The organism is Photorhabdus thracensis (assembly GCF_001010285.1).
In the GTDB taxonomy this organism is placed as follows: Bacteria; Pseudomonadota; Gammaproteobacteria; order Enterobacterales; family Enterobacteriaceae; genus Photorhabdus; species Photorhabdus temperata.
Genome location: NZ_CP011104.1, coordinates 3,438,009 through 3,457,384 on the forward strand (window position 1 = coordinate 3,438,009; position 19,376 = coordinate 3,457,384).

A 19,376-nucleotide genomic window follows, 5' to 3' on the forward strand; every position below is an offset into this window, starting at 1 on the left:
CGCATGACTGAGTACAAGGTAAGTATATCAATGAAAAAACCTGTCAGAGATCAATTTTAAATCAGGAAATGGCGAGCCAGTAGCGGGGCCGTAAAATTCTTCCTCAGATAGAACCCCCGGGGCAGAGTCATAATAGGCTGTCCATGTGCTCCGATTGCTTCTGTTAATGCTTTGCTGTTGGCTGCTTTAGGGCGTAACTGCAATACTTCACCATGACGGGCCGTAACGCTCTCTACTTTGCCAAGTACGATAAGATCCATCAATTCCTCCCAGTCATGACGCAGTAACTCTTCCTCTTCTTTATTAGGGCTCCATAACAAGGGGGAACCAACCCGGCGTTTAGCTAAAGGAATTTCCCGTTCACCTTCAACGGGTATCCATAGCACCCGCGATAATTTGCGCTTTACGTGACAGCTTTCCCAGGTAATACCACTGTTTCCTGTTAATGGTGCAACACAGACAAACGTGGTTTCTAATGGATAACCCCTTCTGTCTATAGGAATAGTTTTAAGCTCAACACCGATATGCTCGAAATCCTGCTCTGGTTTACTGCCGGCACTGGCACCGAGATAATATTCTAACAACATGCCTACCCAGCCTTTATCCCGTTTCAGATTGGGTGGGATGGGTAAATCTGCTTTTGCCGCCAGTTCTCCCATTGATAAACCAGCCAGGAGTTGGGCGCATTCAAACAACTGTTGTTCATTATCCGGTGGAAGAGGAGGGGAAAAAAATGTGTTCATTTGGGATATCCGCTTTTTAGGTCAAAAAATAACCTTACTCTCTGTGAATAATAAATCTGGGTTTTACGTAATAACTAATAAAGTGATAATAGCATGATATACAAACATTTTTTATTGCTGTTTCAAGTATTGTAAGATTGAGTGACTCTGTTGTTCACCTATTGCTGGTAATAATGAACAGGATCTTACACCATGTTATCCACAGTTTTATGGGATAAGTAGACAAAAATGAGATCACTGGTTTGATTTACAGGTTTGACTAACACTTTTTTCTACAAAAAACCTGTTTTTTGCTTAACTAAAAAGCATAACCTGTGGGTAACATCGTTATTGGTTGTTTTTTGTTCTCCCCGGCTGATGTTATCCATTATGGTCGTGATGGGTGTTTGAAATAGCGAGGTAAATGGCTGCTATTTCAATGAAAAATAAATACTATTTCATTTTTTGTCTATAGATTGATAATTCATAACATAAAGCTATACTTGAATTACCCCTGCCTTTTTCACATAGATATCCACAGAAAAAGTGAATAAAAGTGGGTTTGTACACCTGTGTATGTTCATAACTCTGGCTTTTTCTGTGAATTACCCCTTATTAGCCAGCCTCTGGGAATCCTCTTCCTTATTAGGAAGAGGGGTAGTCAAATGGGTTAAACCAGGCAGATTTGAAATCAAACCAGCCAAAGGTGTTCATTTTGACGCCTCGCATACTTCGCTGGCCTTGTAACTCAAGCCAGTGGTGGAACAGCGGATAGAGCCAATGTTCATCAACTATTTTTTCGCACCACTCTTCAAGCGATAATTCTTGTCGTCGCCATTGTGATACTTCTTTATTCAAGTTATCACCGAGGCATTTTTTCAATAATGGTATCTCATACAATGTAGCGAATAGCGAAAATTCCAGAGGATTATAAAAATTGGCGGTAGAAAGCCAGAAGTCACTTTCGGCGTCGCCATTGAACCATGTGTCATAATCCACAATATTAATTTTCAATTCGACACCACATTTGGTCAGTATGGTCTGAAGGATCTGACTGATTGTGTGGTATTCGTGATGTTGATGATAAAGAGTGACGGTCAGATGAGTAATATCCTCTGGTTTGCTCAACTCGGGTATAAGCTTACTGTGATGCCAGCGCAGTAACAGACCATATGCGGGCGACCAGTGGCGTTGATAAAAAGGGTCGCAATGCGCTAACAGATTTATTGGTGTTAACAGGCTGCATAGCCATTGGCGAACATCTTCTCGCCTGCATTGAGCCGAACGGTGGTCATGCAGCAGGAAATAACAACCTTCTTCCATCCTGCTTTCTAACGAGTTATTACCCGCGCTGTCACTTTCCAGATGCAGGGTTGTACAAACCAGTTTCTCGGCTAATTCTGGCAGAATCCATATATTCACCTCATCAATCAGCGCCCGAAAGCCAAAGTAATTATCAAAGGCACGAATTTGTAATTTCTGTGAGCTGTTTTTTATTACCTGGTAAGGGCCAGTTCCTACTGGCGTACGAGAGAAGTTTGATAGTTGCTGCCACTCTTGAGGCAAAATCATGGCGTGTGGGCTGCCAATCAATAAAGGGAGCCAGTGATCAGGTTCTGAAAGAAAAATATCAATCACATGTGGCGTGGGGGTGGTGACTTTATCAATATGGGAGAAAAGAGGTAGATGGCGTAACCTTTGTATCGAAGTAATGACATCCTCCATCTGTAATTCTCTGCCGTGGTGAAAATGGATGGCCGGTCGCAGATAAAAGCGCCAATGATTTGGAGATAGCTGTTGCCAGTGATGAGCTAAATCAGCTTCTGGTTCCCCATTTTCCTCATTTATACGTGTCAGACTGTTAAATATCTGCCTGACCAGATGAATTTCAGAACGGCGTAAAGGTGATCCAGGTAACAGGTTAGGGAAAGGGCGGTAGTAGAGTATCCGCAGTAAGTTTTTTCCTTGACGGAAACGGCGTTCAATCTGGGATAGCACCATCTGACGAACGGTGTTTTTATCGCCAACCAGCTGAACCAGTTTCTCAATGTTCTGTTGCTCAAGCAGCTCTTCAGCCCGTTGTTGCTGGAGTTTCCTCCCATCTTGCAGGAAATTCAGCTGAGAACGTTTCCCCCGACCGGACTCTGCCTGCCACTGTAACCAGCCAGCTTTCTGCATGTTGTTGAGCAGTGAACGGATATGGCGTTTTGAACAGTGCAATACATTTGCCAGCTCTTGTAACGTTGTTTCAGCCTCTTTTCCTTGATGGTGTTGCCATAATCGGATGAATTGTTGTTGTAAGCGTGGGCTGGGCATAAAAGAGGAACTCCGTAGTATTATTGATCAATTTTTGTTTCCTTATATTAAGCCGATAATTATCACTATTGAAAGTAGCTCAATAGGCCAGAACGAAATCTGGCTTCTCCCCCAATTTTCTTGAGTAATGGTGATTTGCCAGCCAGTAAGAAAGCTTACTGGCTTTTTTTCTTATTGTATATTGTGTGTACTGTTATTCTATACAGTCTCTTTTTTACGTATCAGCTTAAAATGAATCATAATCTGGTATTGATAGAGATTTGTCCAGCTACAGTTGCAGTTCCTGCCTGGTCATTTCTTTAATATGCTAGGCTAACCTCTATTTTTGGGGGGAAAGGCTCAGGGCTGACCTTCGGATCAACTGAAAAACTGTTCAAAACTGGAAAATATGGCGATCTGAGTCCGTGTTGGGTAGGGCAGGGTTACTTTTATTTTCTACTACTCTTTTTTAGCGGGAACCTGTTCGGTGACGTTTCCGGAATCCTGACGCTTTTTCAAGACATCATTTTTAACGGATTCTGCAACTCGGTTCTGAAAAGCCATAAGTGCTTCTCTGCGGGCCAAAGCCGCCGCTGACAACTGTGGCCGATTATAAGATTTCAATGACATATAAGGATTCCTCATCAGCCAGATCTTTTCGGTAGATATATTTTACGCCATCTGAGTATTTTTTCAACAAACGCTCATAATATTGAGCCAATGTTGGTTTCATTGGGAAGTAAATAATAACTTTAACTTTGTTTTTATGTGAAGCGCAAAAATCTAATATTGCTTTTCCACCGTCACTTCATAATCGTATTTCTCTATATCGCATTCAATCGATGGGTATGTATTGACGGTTATATTTGATAATTATGTAATCCGCATATTCGTCACCTGTGAGGGTTATGTTTTACTGATGAAGTAAACATAATGAGTAATACATAGGGGAAAGAATTTATGACTGAGTACAACACTGCGTCACGTTACACTTTGACGTTTCGACGGCCAGATCCCCGCACACTTGGCAGAAGCTGCGCAAAGCAGTGATATGTCCTGTTCTGATGAAAACAACAAATTTCATTACTTGCTGACCGACGATGAAGATGACATAGGCTCATTGTTGGAACTGATCTGTCCAATCTGAGAATGGTCGCTTGCGCGGCATCATGGCGGCTGGGGGGCTATTCACAGCCCTTTTGTCAGGGATATTTCATGTTGCACTTTGCTTATTTTTCACACGTTAGGCCGAAGAAAAAACTTATCCACATATCCATAGGTCAGATCTAATAAAATCCCGTAGCACAAAACTACGGGATAAATAAAGGAAAGGTTAACGCAGGAAAACCGGTTGTTCCTGCTCGTAGGCGATTATGGCGTCCAGATGCTGTAATGTCAGGCCGATGCTGTCCAGACCATTCATCATACAGTGACGTCGGAAGCTGTCGATTGCAAAATCGTAGCTTTTATTGCCGGCGTGTACTTGCTGTTGTTCCAGATCGACGGTAAAACGACAAATTGTGTTTTGCTGAACCAATTCAAATAGTTCATCGACATCTTTATCATCTAATTTCACTGGCAGTAACTGGTTGTTGAAGGCGTTACCATAGAAAATATCCGCAAAACTTGGCGCGATAACAACTTTAAAACCATAATCCGTCAAGGCCCAAGGGGCGTGTTCACGGGAGGAACCACAACCAAAGTTTTCACGAGCCAGAAGGATACTGGCGCCCTGATAACTGGGCTGGTTTAATACGAATTCAGGATTAGGTTTCTGTCCTGCATCATCAAGGAAACGCCAGTCGTGAAACAGGTGCTGACCAAACCCGGTACGGGTAACTTTCTGCAAAAATTGTTTTGGAATAATGGCATCGGTATCAACGTTTGCAGCATCTAAAGGAGCGACCAACCCGATATGTTGAATAAACTTTTCCATAATTCCTCCTTTATGACTTCTGTGCTGGATGACGTATGTCGATAAAATGACCATTAATCGCTGCTGCCGCTGCCATCGCCGGGCTGACCAAATGTGTGCGTCCACCACGCCCTTGGCGTCCTTCGAAGTTGCGGTTACTGGTAGAAGCACAACGTTCACCTGGTTGCAGACGGTCATTATTCATTGCCAAACACATTGAACACCCCGGTAAGCGCCATTCAAAACCGGCACTTATGAAAATTTTATCCAAACCTTCTGCTTCTGCTTGTGCCTGAACGGGACCCGATCCTGGAACGACGATCGCCTGAACGCCCGGTGCAACTTTATGGCCTTGTGCGATGACCGCGGCAGCCCGTAAATCTTCAATGCGGGAGTTAGTGCAGGAGCCGATGAAGACTTTATCGATCTTCACATCTGTCAACTTAATACCTGGTTTCAAGTCCATATAAGCCAGCGCTTTTTCAGCAGATGCACGTTCAACAGGATCATTGAAAGATTCCGGCGCGGGAATGGCCTGATCAATCGCGATGACTTGCCCTGGGTTGGTTCCCCATGTGACCTGCGGCGAGATCTCTTCCGCGTTAATAGTAACAACTGTGTCATATTGTGCAGCAGGATCAGATTTCAGTGTCTTCCAGTAAGCAACAGCGTGCTCCCACAGTTCTCCTTTTGGTGAGAACTGACGGCCTTTTATATAAGTAAATGTGGTTTCATCCGGCGCGACTAACCCCGCTTTAGCGCCCATTTCAATTGCCATATTACATAAGGTCATACGGCCTTCCATACTGAGCGCTTCAATCGCCTTACCACAGAATTCAACCACATAACCTGTACCACCCGCACTGCCTGTTTTGCCGATGATTGCCAGAACGATATCTTTGGCGGTAATTGCATCACCGACATCGCCAATCACTTCGATTTTCATCGTCTTAGCACGGGCTTGTTTCAGCGTTTGGGTTGCCAGTACGTGTTCAACTTCAGAAGTACCAATACCGAAAGCCAGTGAACCGAATGCGCCATGCGTTGCGGTATGGGAATCACCACAAACGATCGTCATTCCCGGCAGGGTCATGCCTTGTTCCGGTCCGATTACATGAACAATTCCCTGATAGGGATGGTTCAGATCATATAATGTGATACCGAATTCGGCACAGTTTTTCATCAACGCCTGCATTTGAATACGCGCCATGTCACCACAGGCGTTAATATCTTTTGTCTGCGTGGATACGTTATGATCCATTGTTGCGAACGTTTTACCTGGCTGGTGCACCAATCGGCCTTTCGTGCGCAAACCATCAAACGCCTGCGGGGAGGTCACTTCATGAACCAAATGGCGATCAATATAGAGTAACGGGGTTTCATTCGGCACTTCCCGGACAATATGAGCGTCATATAATTTCTGATATAAAGTCTTAGCCATGTTAAATACCCTCGGCTACATAACGGGCGATAATGCTGCCCATTTCATCAGTGCTGATTGCTTTGCCATTTCCAGCTAAATCTGTTGTGCGATAGCCCTGTTCCAGCACATGGTTAACCGCCTGTTCAATCGCATTAGCCGCATCATGATGACCTAAGCTGTAACGCAACAGTAAAGCGGCAGACAGGATCTGGGCTATCGGGTTAGCAATGCCTTTTCCAGCAATATCCGGTGCAGAGCCACCCGCCGGTTCATACAGGCCAAAACTTTTTTCGTTCAGGCTGGCGGAAGGGAGCATTCCCATGGAACCGGTAATCATGGCGCATTCATCGGATAAAATATCACCGAAAATATTGGAGCACAGCAGCACATCAAATTGAGATGGATCTTTAATCAACTGCATGGTGGCATTATCAATATACATGTGGTTGATTTCTACATCTGGATACTCTTTTGCAATCTCAGTAACTACTTCCCGCCACAATACGGAACTCTGCAACACGTTTGCTTTATCAATAGACGTGACTTTATTACGGCGTTTGCGGGCTGATTCGAAGGCGATACGGGCAATACGCTCAATTTCAAAGCGGTGATAAATCTCAGTATCAAATGCACGTTCATATTTACCCTGGCCTTCACGTCCTTTGGGTTGACCAAAATAGATACCGCCGGTTAATTCACGGACACATAAAATATCAAAGCCTTTGGCAGCAATATCACTGCGTAAAGGACAAAATACTTCTAATCCAGCATATAAGCGGGCAGGGCGCAAGTTGCTGAACAGTTTGAAATGTTTGCGTAATGGCAACAGCGCACCGCGCTCAGGCTGTTCTGCTGGCGGTAAATGTTCCCATTTAGGCCCCCCCACGGAGCCGAACAATATGGCGTCAGCCTGTTCACAACCTGCTATGGTTGTTGCCGGCAGTGGACAGCCGTGACGATCGATAGCAATCCCACCTACATCATATTCGCTGGTGGTGATACGGATATTAAAGCGCTTACGGATTGCGTCCAGTATCTTATGAGCCTGCGTCATAACTTCAGGGCCAATACCATCACCGGGTAAGATTGCAATATGATAACTGTTCGACATGTTTACACCATTTCCTTTGTATTTTGCTGTATGCGTTGTTTCTCTTTCTCAACTTGCTCTGCGCGCCAGATACTATTGAGCACATGAATCATTGCCTTGGCTGAGGATTCAACGATATCTGTTTCGAGCCCCATGCCGTGGAAGCGACGTCCAAAGCATTCGACGACAATATTGACTTGACCCAGCGCTTTTTTCCCTTGCCCTTTCCCCGATAATTGATAAGAAACCAGTTCAATCGGGTATTCAGTTATTCGGTTGATTGCTTGATAGATAGCATCTACCGGGCCGTTACCAGTGGCTGCTTCTGATTTTATCTCTTTACCACATGTTAAACGTACCGCTGCTGTTGCTATCACGTTGGAGCCAGATTGGATATTAAAGTTATCCAGATGGAAAAATTCTGGCTCTTGCTGTTGCAGATTGATGAAAGCTAACGCTTCCAAATCATAGTCAAATACTTGGCCTTTCTTATCTGCCAGACGCAAAAAGGCTTCGTATAAGCTATCCAGATCGTAATCTTTGTCCTGATATCCCATCTCTTCCATACGGTGTTTCACGGCGGCACGACCGGAACGGGAAGTCAGATTCAATTGAATTTCTTTCAGACCGATGGATTCCGGCGTCATAATTTCGTAAGTTTCGCGATTTTTCAGCACGCCATCCTGATGAATACCGGACGAGTGGGAAAATGCATTGCTGCCAACAATCGCTTTATTCGCGGGGATCGGCATATTACATAACTGGCTGACTAACTGACTGGTACGGTAAATTTCTTGATGATTGATATTAGTATAAACGCCTAACATTTGCTGACGGACTTTAATTGTCATGATCACTTCTTCCAGCGAGCAGTTGCCGGCACGTTCACCCAGACCATTCATCGTTCCTTCTATCTGACGGGCGCCAGATTGTACTGCGGTGATAGAGTTGGCGACAGACATCCCCAAATCATCGTGGCAATGTACGGATAATATCGCCTTGTCAATATTAGGAACACGTTCGATCAAGTTAGTGATGATGCCGCCAAATTGATAGGGTGTGGTGTAACCGACAGTATCTGGAATATTAATCGTCGTTGCCCCTGCTTTGATGGCGTTTTCAACAATCCGACACAGATTATCAATCGGTGTGCGGCCGGCATCTTCACAGGAAAATTCAACATCATCAGTGTAACGACGTGCCCGCTTGATTGATTGAGCGGCCATCTCCATAACATTTTCGAATGTTTTTTTCAGTTTGGATTCAATATGTAAGTTGGAGGTAGCCAGGAAAACGTGAATTCGAAAAGCCTCCGCAACTTTTAAGGCTTCAGCGGCAACATCAATGTCTTTTTCTACACAACGGGCTAAGGCGCAAACACGGCTGTTTTTTATCTGCCTGGCGATAGTCTGTACAGATTCAAAGTCACCAGGAGAAGAAATCGGAAAACCAACTTCCATGACATCAACACCCATTCTCTCCAAAGCCAATGCAATCTGGAGCTTTTCTTTCACACTTAAACTGGCTTGTAATGCCTGTTCTCCATCACGTAATGTGGTATCGAAGATAATAACTTGCTGGCTCATATCATGCTCCTCTCGTGGTTATTTTTTGCGCCCAGCAGGTAAAAAAAACCCGCGCATGGCGCGGGTTCTTGTTTATGTCTGGTTTGGACCAACTCCGTTTTGAATCAACTCTGTTTTCTGTCCACCAGCATACCGCGCATATCAGATACGATTAGTAGTAGGCTTAGTAGACAAATTGAGTGAATCATATTGATCCAACCTTTCAATAGTATTAATGAGTGTTTGGTACTCGGATGCTTTTATTGATACGTTATCTTAAAAGTGATGTCAAGAATTCATTTAGGCATATGATTCTTGGTTTTGCTTTTCCAATGACTGTAAATTGAAGTGTTGATCTGTTTATATTTAAAAAGATTTTATTTTGTCCTTTTGTGTTTGGGTTGGACTTTAGTGATAAACTCAAATTTATATAAAAAATAGCGCATTATACTGATTAATTAAAATTAAGTATTTTTGTGCCGGGAGCTGGAAGTGGATTTGTATTTTTCTGAAAAACATCGTTTGTCATTGACAAATAGGTATAAATAGAAAGTTATGTTATAAATAACGTTTCATAATTCTGCTACACATGGCCGTCTTCAAGTCATTGTTATATATAGAATTATGAGTAGTATAAGATGTAGCACTATTTTGGGATCTTATTTATATCGTTGAAAAAATAATTTCATAATATAATGACTCTGATAAAATTGTTTAATAATAATAAATCAGTAATTTTATTATGAATTGAGTCATTCTTTGATTTATCATCACACACGGAATGCTAGGGTGAATGAATTGTTAACATAATTGTACTTTTTTGTGAATGAATAATGAACATCTACATTTTCTACTAACTGAGATTATATATTTTTAACATTAATAAGGGGATGCGCTGGTTAGCTATGCGTATTCAGATTTGTACAAGGACGAGTCTTAATTATTTATCATCAAAATGATTAAGATAATTGATCTCGTTAATAGTACTAGTAAAAGTCATCGTAATATCTGAGTAATGAATGAAGGTATTTCCGATGTTTTGTTATTAGCCGAGGTCATCTGAATGAGTTTAGTGGAGTTAAACAATGGCTGAATACACCTCAGTAACTGCAACCAAAAAAGATCCAAGTGAAATTCATTTACGTAATGTGGATCTCAATCTGCTGACTGTTTTTGATGCAGTGATGCAAATGCAGAATGTAACACGTGCGGCACAGATATTGGGAATGTCACAACCTGCTGTTAGTAATGCAGTTTCTCGCCTGAAGTTAATGTTCAATGACGAATTATTTGTACGTTATGGGCGTGGAATACAACCGACGGTAAGGGCTCATCAATTATTTGGTCCTGTCCGTCAGGCATTACAACTGGTATATAATGAGTTACCTGGGGTTGGTTTTGAGCCTGATAATAGCGACAGGGTTTTTAATCTCTCAATTTGCAGCCCTTTAGATATTAGACTGGCAGCAAAAATAGTGGAACAGGTAAAACAAAATACACCAAATCTGGGTGTTACGATTCGATCATATCTGCATGATAATATTGAGCATCAGCTCAGGTATCAGGAAACTGAGTTTGTCATTAGCTATACACAGCTGGAACGTATGGATTTTCATCATTACCCGTTATTCAATGATGAGTTGGTCCTGGCCGTTTCCAATAATCATCCAAGAATTGAAAATAGTATTAGTGAACAGCAATTGTATGAGGAACATCATGCAGTTGTATCATTGGATAATGCCGGTTCATTCAGTGCTCCCTATTATGAAAATGGAGAATATCTGCGTTCTGTAGTTTATCAGGGAACTGACTTGAATAGTGTGCTGCATATTGTATCTCAAACCTATTTGGTTGCGGTTACTCCAAGATGGTTGGTTGAACACTACAGCGAACAATTAGCAATAAGAGCTGTTTCATTACCATGGGATAAAGTAAGCCGTCCGTGCTATTTGATTTGGCACGAATCTACAACAAAAGATAAAGGGCATCAGTGGATGAAATCGCTGTTGAGCCAACTTAGCGGCAGTTAATTAACTTGAAACTCACTACTGGATAAACCGGTAGTGAGCTCTTTATTTTATCACAAATGTATCAACTTTTGATAAATATTCTTTTCCTGTTGTTCAGGAATAGGTAGACTGCAAGGAAATAGCTAACACCTGTAAGCTGAAAAGCGAATCAGTGATGCAAAAAAGCATTATCAGAGAATAAAACCACTGTTTTTTCTCTGATGAGAAGAAAATGTTTCTAACAGGAAAAGAGTTGTGATAACTGAAAATTTACATCCTTATCACTTGATAAACCGGTTGCAGCAACAAATCAAACAAAACCCAGAGAGAATTGCTTTTCACCAATGGTCTTCAGATGAACAACTCGAATTAAGCTGGAGTGATATTGACGAAAAGACAAAAGCCATTAGCCGGGCATTGCTGGAGATTGGGGTTGATGTACAGGAAAAAATTGGCCTTTTTGCGCATAACAGCATGGCGTGGTCTCTGACAGATATCGCAGTATTACAACTCAGGGCGGTCACTGTTCCTTTGTATGCAACCAGCAGTCAGGAGCAGGCTGGCTTCATTCTTAATGATGCTGGTGTGCGTATTCTGTTTGTTGGTGGGCAGGTGCAATATGATGTCGCGGTCACTTTACCAGAATTGTGTCCTCAGCTGAGTCACATCATAGTATTAGATGAATCAGTTGATTTGCGTGATTATTCATTAGCACAGCATTTATCTGACTTTATGACTGATAATAAATTACAACATCAGTCTGAGTTGGAAACCCGTATTGCTAACCATAATCTGGACGATCTTTTTACGCTTATATATACATCCGGTACAACCGGTGAGCCTAAAGGTGTCATGCTTGATTACCGTAATTTAGCTTATCAGTTGTATTCACATGACCATCGCCTGACATTAACTGATCAGGATGTTTCTTTAAGTTTCCTGCCGCTATCCCATGTTTTCGAACGCGCATGGAGCTTTTATGTGATGCATACAGGCGCGCAAAATGTTTATCTGACTGATACTAATTTTGTTCGTCAGGCTATGGCGGATATTCGCCCGACAGTGATGTGTGCAGTGCCGAGATTTTACGAAAAAATTTACAGTGCGATTTTTGAAAAGGTTTCTCAGGCCCCCTGGCATCGGAGAAAATTATTTAACTGGGCGATTAAATGCGGTGAGAGTCAGTTTTTACGTCAGTTGCAAGGTAAAAAAAGCTGTCCCTGGTCAACTGCGATGTATCAATTGGCCGATAAATTGGTGTTGAGCAAACTGCGCAATATCTTGGGTGGCCGGGTTCGTTTTTTACCTGCGGCCGGCGCACGTCTGGATGAAACGATTATCCTGTTTTTCCTTGCTGTTGGAGTAAATATCAAATATGGCTATGGCATGACAGAGACTTGCGCCACAGTTTCCTGTTGGCAAGAGCAAGGTTATGTGCTTGGCTCTATTGGTACACCATTGCCTGGGATTGACGTCCGTATCGGTGAAGAAGATGAGATACAGGTGCGTGGCCCAATTGTGATGAAAGGCTATTTCAATAATCAGGAAGAAACTGACAGGGCATTCGCTCAAGACGGTTGGTTGCGTACAGGTGATGCCGGTAAGTTAGATGAAAATGGTAATTTGTTTATTACTGAGCGCCTGAAAGATTTGATGAAAACATCAAACGGTAAATATATTGCCCCACAAATGATTGAAGGTACTCTAGGGCAAGATCGTTTTATTGAGCATGTTGCTGTTATTGCTGATGCCCGTAAATTTGTATCCGCCCTTATCGTGCCTAGTTATGATGCATTGGAAGAATATGCAAGATCAATCAATCTCAAATATCATGATCGGGTTGAATTACTGTGTAATAGTCACATTATGGCTATGTTTGAGCAACGTCTAAAAGAGATTCAGAAAAACCTTGCTCACTTCGATCAGGTAAAGCGTTTCACATTACTGCCAAATCCATTTTCAATGGAAACAGGGGAATTAACGCCAACACTGAAATTGCGAAGGAAAATTATTATGCAGCGTTACCATAACGAAATTGAATCCATGTATCGAGATTAATTTCTGGCGCTTTATATAGATAGCGTGACCGGCTATTCAAGGGAAATTTAAGGTGGTATTGCAGTAATATTCTACTTTAAATTTATCTCAGGAGTATCCGGTTTTAAAAATGAAATGATAGTATTTTATACTTGTGCGCATAGTAAATAAGACACGTTTTGTATAATGAGGTGAATTGATGAATTTTGATAATGTAGTTATTGTTCATGGCCTTATGGCGACTCCTGATCATCATTGGTTTCCTTGGCTTAAAGGTCAATATGAACGGTTAAATGCCCATGTAATTGTGCCGGAGATGCCTGAATCTCATGCTCCTTCACCTCATTTATGGCAAGAAAAGTTGCAGGAGAGTGTACCTAATCCTAATGAAAAAACGCTTTTTATTGGGCATAGCTTGGGTTGTATTGCCACACTCCGTTATATTTCATCTTTACCTGATAATGTAAATATTGGGGGGATTGTATTAATTGCCGGATTTTACGAAAAATTATCGACTTTACCCGAATTAAGTATATTTACTGAGGAGAACTCGGATTTTCATCCGCTTATACACAGAATAAACCAACGAATAGTAATATTATCGCTTAATGATGAGATTGTACCTCCACAGTTTACATTAAATTTAAGCCAGCAGCTTCGGGCTGAATTATATGGTTTCCCTGGCGGTGGGCATTTTTTAGATCACGACGGTTTTACTGTTTTTCCTAACTTAGAAAAGGTATTAAAAGACAATTCAATGTTGTAAAGAAATGTCTTGTTGTTTTGTAGATATGCCAAGTTTACTTATACTCATAACTTGGCTATTTAAATCAATATGGTTTATGACCACGTCTCGATGCATCTTTAAATCCATAGGGTATATCGTATTCTCTAGTTAAAATGGGGTAAATAGGTTTTATCTGAATGAATTATTCACAATAGCTATTCAGCAATGGCGTAGCCGTAAATGTCTCAATTTTGATCGCAGAGGTGAAAAAATTAAACCACAAGCTGCTATCGAAGTTCTCTATCGTCTGACGAAGGGTGAGATCTGCTGACAAAACGGGCACTTCACGTCAACTTTGGCCATCAAGAATTCTTTAATAAATGACAGAATTTTACATGATGATCACCGCATTGAATACATGACCGAAAGAATAATAACAATAAATTCAAATAATTACGTCAAATAGGCCTATTGGAAAGCATACCAAGCTTGATGCAAATTTTATCACAAAAATCAACAAATAATTTACATTTTTTCAATGGGTTATATTTTTAGTTGTGATAGTATCCACAAATATTTAACTATTATATAGCTGAAATAATAAAAACTGTTAATATTACAAAGCTGAATTAAATTTTAATCCAGTGTATTGGTCAAAACAAACATCCCAGAGGGGTATAAAATGAATGTGATAACAGTACAAGCATTTAGACCACTAACTCATGATGAAACATTAAATTATGATAATGGTTTAATGAGCTCATCACCTAATTAATAGAAAAAGGAATAAAGGTATACCATAACCTTTATTCCTTTATTTGTGCTTCCATTTATAAGATAAAAGGTAAGGTATGGACATTATTAACGTAAAAAGGAAAATAACAGCAATAATAAATAAAAAATTTAATGATACTGATCTGTATACTTGCTACTTGTCAGGCTCAGTCATTGAAGGGTTTGCAACACCAAAATCTGATTATGATGTCTATGTTATATTGGAGGGAGAACTAGAAAAAGAATATGAAGAGATATTTATACCATCCGATATAGGAATGTTAGAAGTGACAATAATCTCTTTAAAAGAGATAAAAGAAATCATGAGGATAATCAACAATGAAAGCTCAAATTCCGATTGGTATAAATTACATTTATCTCATAGGATATTAACAGGGGAATCGATTATAAAATCAAATAATTTTAACACATTAAAAGGAGGAATAAATAAAACTAAATTATGTGAAATACTTAAGACCAAAGCAAAAAACTTTGGAGAAAAGTGTTTTTCCGATGGGATTGGAAATATTTTAAATAATGACCTAATATCAGCAGCCTTCAACTTTGAACGAACAGTTAATTCAGCAATGGATTATATCCTGGCTTTAAGTGGAAATACATCCACTTTAATAAAGTGGCGCTATCAAAATGCAATGAAAGTGTTTGGAAAAGACCATCCAATAACATCTATATACTTGATGGTTTGTTCAAAATTTAATGTAACCAATGATATTTCAACAATTGATTACATAAACTCAGTCGCTAAAATGTGGCAATTAACTTTAGACTATTGTCAAGGAAAAGATATTTTTAGTTACAATGTATCTTTTACAAAAAAAAGAATAGCTAATACATCTGACATTTCATTATTAGATGAAAATAATAGACCAATAATAAAAAATTTATGGTATAGAGTCTTATGCAAAGATGGAAAGTTAATACTTTTCGCAAAAAAATCATTATGTGAAATTAGTTCAGATGCATATAAAGTTTGGTTAGTAATAGATAATGAAAAAACAGAGTTTGAAGTTGTTTCAGAGTTGGAAAAACTTGGAATAACTAATACAAATGCTAATTTTTATATATCGGAATTCGAAAGACTAGGGGCATTAACAAAATAATACATATGGGGAATGCAATGGAAAGAATAAAGATTATAAGTAGGCACCACTGCTGGAGAACATTAAAGGGAACCAAAACTAATAATTTTCAAGAATATTTGAATCAAATAAATAATGGATGCCAATTACAAGAAACAATATTTCATCTACGCGATGCAGAAGAAATGTTAATGGACTTAAGTAATTTGTCATCACCCATATCAAGATTATCAAGCACTGAAATAATACATATTTGGAATGAACTAGTTGATTATTTAAATATAAATAAACTTACCTCTGATATGGGTAACTTAGTAAATGGATATGGCTTAGATCCAGAATTAGCCTTATACGGTACTGAACTATGTGAGTTAAAAAGAAATAAAGAAAACATCCTATCCACAATAATAAACAAAGGAATAACAAATAAATTAGAATTAATATATTCAAGAGGGCTTGATAAGTCAGTGAAATTAAAGGACGCTCCACAAAAAACAATTGATTTATATGATGAGTTTCGTTACGAATACAGTAAAAGCATTAATTTATTTTCATTGGAAACTTGCCCCACATTAAACATAGAAAACATTTACCAAGATCATTACCTGTGGGATAAGGTTTTTACGATAGCTAAAAACAAATTATTTATTATTTCGGGAGGAATCCCCATTGCGTTATCTTATCATGCAAAAACACTAGACAAAAATATATATTTCTGCGAAATACATCGTGAAAATGATAGTGGTTTACTGCATAAAAGAAAATTATTCAATGAGATATACCCAAAATTTAAAGGAAAAGAAAACGAAAGTTGGCTGATAATTGATAAATCCTACACAGGAGGTAGCATTCAATTAGCTTACAAGATGCTTGTAAATTTAGTTGGGTACAAATCGCAAATATATAAAGTATCATTTTCCCCCAAAACATTAGGGGCATTTTCATCGTCAGATTATGCAATTTATGCAGGCAGATTATTTGATGTAAAAAAGACAATAGCATATTTAACAGCCGAGGATTGGCATAAAAAACTCATCTATTTGGGAGATCATGTCATATGAGGTATGTATTCAATAATGAAGTTAGCAATTATTTAGAAATACACCTTCACAAACTCAGAGAAGAGATTCGTAGAATATGGCTTGCCAAGCTTTCTACTATTCATATCGGATATGATAACAAATACCATGGCGAAACAGTAGAAATAGATATCATTTTAAATAATATAATTTACGAGCACTTGGATAAATCAGAACTCAAGGTCACCATTATTTCAGAAGACGATTCTGAATCACAATCTGTAAATATTAAAGATAAGGTTTCCTTACTAATTGATCCTATTGACGGTACTCATAACTTGCTTATGGGTTATCCTGCCTATACTACATCAATAGCTGTTTACAAGAATGATAGATACATTATGGGCTGGGTATATGATATTCCAAGAGACATTATATATAAAGCATCATTGGGAGAAGGTTCTTATATACAAGGCATATATACCAGCAAGCGAATATATACCAGTCCCTCATTTCAACTGAACGATTTGAGAGTATCATTTCATAGGGCGAAAAATAATCAGTATACAGAGATTCAGAATAAAATTATTAATGAAGTAAATAAAGTAAGAATCTCATCTTGTTCAAGTTTAGATATATGCCTGATCGCTAGTGGCGTTTTACATGCATTCTTAGATTTATCACTTATGGGTCACGAACGTTGTGTAGATATAGCAGCAGCTAAACTAATCCTTGAGGAATCAGGGGGATACATAATGACTCGTGATGGAAATAGTTATGATATTCTATCACCTACAGATTCTTTATTTTTTGAGAAAAAAGCAATCATAGCTGTTTCTTCTAAAAGTGCAGGGGATACAATATTAGAATTAATGAGGATACAAAAATGAACACTATAGAATTAAAAATCAGAGTATTATGTTCTGGATTAAAATATGATAAAAACGTGATATATGAGTATAGTAAACGAAATTTTATTCCTAAAAGAAGGGCGTATGGAACAAGTGATAGCTCTAAATTAGAAACAACACATTCCGTACCCCAAGAGGTTATTTTAGAAGATGGTACAATTATTGCCTGTAACTATAATGAAGATTCTGATTATGATTTAATATATAAAAATGGAGATTTTTACATAAAAGCCGAAAATATTTTGTTTAAAGTTATATTTCCCATTAAACCAGACATATATGGTATAGAACTTTCAGATGGCAGTAGAGTAGAAGAATACGTCACGGTGTACGGTGATACAACTTTGGGTTTTTTCTCTCCAGGGCATTGTTATTATTTTAATGATGGCCGTCAGTGTAAATTTTGTTCATTAGGTGAAGCTAGAAATAGTTTATCAGATCATAAAAAGTCTATTAGACCGTCAAAAGTAATTGAAGTTATGAATATAATAGAAGCTAACAATATTAATAGATATAAAAGAGTACTCATCAATGGTGGTACAACTCGTAATTATGATATTGGTTTTGAAATGCACAAACAATTATTAATTTCTATAAAACCTTTTTGTAAAAAAATAACCTTAACAGTCATCTGATATCAATGCCACCTAGAAATCTAAATAAAATAAAGGGGATTTCTGAATTTGTTGATAGCTGGGCTATTAGTTTAGAAATATTTAATCCTAAATTATTTGATCAGATATGTCCTGGTAAATCACAGGACTACGGGAGAAATAATCTATTAGAAGCATACTTAGCTGCTGTTTCAGAGTTAGGTGAAGGCAATGTTTATGTTGGGTTTGTAGCGGGGTTAGAACCTTTAAATGATTTAGTACAAGGAATGGAGTTTTTTTCAAAAAATGGCATAGTTCCAGCAATAGCAATTTTTCATCCCGATCATGGTTCTGAATATCAAAATCACCCCAGACCTATTTTTGAAGATATTTATAAAACATATGTTGAGATGCATAAATTATATCAAAAATATGGATTCAAACCATTTATTATCGGTAGTGGTAGAAATTCACTTGATACTGAAGCGTACTACGGGGAAAAAAGAAATGATTAAATGCGGTTTATTTATAGCTTTTGAAGGAAATGATGGTGCAGGTAAATCAACGATTTCACGCGAAGTTTATGATATTTTATCTCTAGATTATAATAATATTGTTTTTTTAGATAAGAATTATCCTTTACTACCATCTGGATATAGTATGTATCACATGGGAAAAATACGAGATATCCTTTGGGATTATGACATTTCAGCTCCATTGGGTGAACTTGGTAACCGGCATTGGATTCTATTGATAGCATCATGGTTTTCTGTTTTAGATAGTTTAATTATTCAACCTTGTTTATTGCAAGGTAAAATTATTATATGTGATAGTTGGTATTATAAATATCTAGCAAGATTCTTACTTAAATCCACGGAATTAGCAAAATTAAGTAAATCGGTTCTATCTATAAACACAAAACCAGACATGGTTATATATCTTGATGTTCCTCCAAACATTGCTGAAAAAAGGAAAAAAATATTAAAACCCAGTGAATCTGGAAAATTAGAGACAAATGAAAAGTATGATTTTATAGAATATCAAAAACACGTTCTTAATCAATACCAGACGTTTTATGATGACACTTGGAAAATTATTGATACTGACACATTAACTAAAGATGCAGTAATTAAATCAATAGTGGATATTATTCAAGTGGAAATACTGAAAAAAATGTAATTACTGCAAGCTCTATA

General features: G+C 38.7%; 16 protein-coding genes. 9 read left to right on the forward strand and 7 right to left on the reverse strand.

The genetic code is table 11. From position 1 onward, the window contains the following. Positions 1 to 56: 56 nt before the first annotated feature. The 7 genes from mutH to leuA form a co-directional block, all read right to left on the reverse strand. Positions 57 to 743, reverse strand: coding sequence for a DNA mismatch repair endonuclease MutH (gene mutH / locus VY86_RS14795; RefSeq protein ID WP_023044018.1), 687 nt, complete (start codon positions 741 to 743; stop codon positions 57 to 59). A gap of 624 nt (positions 744 to 1,367) precedes the next feature. After that, positions 1,368 to 3,038, reverse strand: coding sequence for an HTH-type transcriptional regulator SgrR (gene sgrR, locus VY86_RS14800; RefSeq protein WP_046975510.1), 1,671 nt, complete (start codon positions 3,036 to 3,038; stop codon positions 1,368 to 1,370). Between the two features lie 438 nt (positions 3,039 to 3,476). After that, complete coding sequence (locus VY86_RS24865) at positions 3,477 to 3,647, reverse strand: hypothetical protein (protein WP_158019970.1); 171 nt, start codon at positions 3,645 to 3,647, stop codon at positions 3,477 to 3,479. Between the two features lie 703 nt (positions 3,648 to 4,350). After that, the gene (gene leuD, locus VY86_RS14805; RefSeq protein WP_158020037.1) at positions 4,351 to 4,956 is read right to left on the reverse strand and encodes a 3-isopropylmalate dehydratase small subunit; all 606 of its coding nucleotides are present in this window, start codon (positions 4,954 to 4,956) and stop codon (positions 4,351 to 4,353) included. 7 nt (positions 4,957 to 4,963) lie between these two features. Then, the gene (gene leuC, locus VY86_RS14810; protein WP_046975512.1) at positions 4,964 to 6,373 is read right to left on the reverse strand and encodes a 3-isopropylmalate dehydratase large subunit; all 1,410 of its coding nucleotides are present in this window, start codon (positions 6,371 to 6,373) and stop codon (positions 4,964 to 4,966) included. A 1-nt stretch (position 6,374) separates the two neighbouring features. After that, complete coding sequence (gene leuB, locus VY86_RS14815; protein ID WP_046975513.1) at positions 6,375 to 7,466, reverse strand: 3-isopropylmalate dehydrogenase; 1,092 nt, start codon at positions 7,464 to 7,466, stop codon at positions 6,375 to 6,377. Between the two features lie 2 nt (positions 7,467 to 7,468). Next, entirely contained in the window at positions 7,469 to 9,031 is a 1,563-nt protein-coding gene (leuA, locus tag VY86_RS14820) for a 2-isopropylmalate synthase (protein ID WP_046975514.1), read from the reverse strand. A gap of 1,064 nt (positions 9,032 to 10,095) precedes the next feature. Here leuA and leuO point away from each other — a divergent pair. The 9 genes from leuO (at position 10,096) to VY86_RS14860 (ending at position 19,359) form a co-directional block, all read left to right on the forward strand. Further along, positions 10,096 to 11,040, forward strand: a complete 945-nt coding sequence (gene leuO, locus VY86_RS14825) for a transcriptional regulator LeuO (RefSeq protein WP_046975515.1) — start codon at positions 10,096 to 10,098, stop codon at positions 11,038 to 11,040. Positions 11,041 to 11,277: 237 nt separating this feature from the next. Beyond that, entirely contained in the window at positions 11,278 to 13,077 is a 1,800-nt protein-coding gene (locus VY86_RS14830) for an AMP-dependent synthetase/ligase (RefSeq protein WP_193386986.1), read from the forward strand. A 178-nt stretch (positions 13,078 to 13,255) separates the two neighbouring features. Next, positions 13,256 to 13,822, forward strand: coding sequence for an RBBP9/YdeN family alpha/beta hydrolase (locus VY86_RS14835; protein ID WP_046975517.1), 567 nt, complete (start codon positions 13,256 to 13,258; stop codon positions 13,820 to 13,822). Positions 13,823 to 14,634: 812 nt separating this feature from the next. Further along, positions 14,635 to 15,678: a nucleotidyltransferase domain-containing protein gene (locus VY86_RS14840; RefSeq protein WP_046975518.1), complete on the forward strand. Its 1,044-nt coding sequence runs from the start codon at positions 14,635 to 14,637 to the stop codon at positions 15,676 to 15,678. A 17-nt stretch (positions 15,679 to 15,695) separates the two neighbouring features. Then, on the forward strand, positions 15,696 to 16,718 hold the full coding sequence (locus tag VY86_RS14845) for a hypothetical protein (protein WP_052760851.1): 1,023 nt from the start codon (positions 15,696 to 15,698) through the stop codon (positions 16,716 to 16,718). Then, a complete protein-coding gene (locus VY86_RS14850; protein ID WP_046975520.1) occupies positions 16,715 to 17,566 on the forward strand; it encodes an inositol monophosphatase family protein in 852 nt (283 codons plus the stop codon). The genes VY86_RS14845 and VY86_RS14850 overlap by 4 nt, the downstream gene beginning before the upstream one ends. Next, the gene (locus tag VY86_RS25960; protein WP_238591483.1) at positions 17,563 to 18,222 is read left to right on the forward strand and encodes a hypothetical protein; all 660 of its coding nucleotides are present in this window, start codon (positions 17,563 to 17,565) and stop codon (positions 18,220 to 18,222) included. The genes VY86_RS14850 and VY86_RS25960 overlap by 4 nt, the downstream gene beginning before the upstream one ends. Positions 18,223 to 18,227: 5 nt before the next feature. After that, the gene (locus VY86_RS25965) at positions 18,228 to 18,695 is read left to right on the forward strand and encodes a radical SAM protein (protein WP_238591485.1); all 468 of its coding nucleotides are present in this window, start codon (positions 18,228 to 18,230) and stop codon (positions 18,693 to 18,695) included. Next, a complete protein-coding gene (locus VY86_RS14860; protein ID WP_046975521.1) occupies positions 18,688 to 19,359 on the forward strand; it encodes a dTMP kinase in 672 nt (223 codons plus the stop codon). The genes VY86_RS25965 and VY86_RS14860 overlap by 8 nt, the downstream gene beginning before the upstream one ends. Positions 19,360 to 19,376 lie beyond the last annotated feature (17 nt).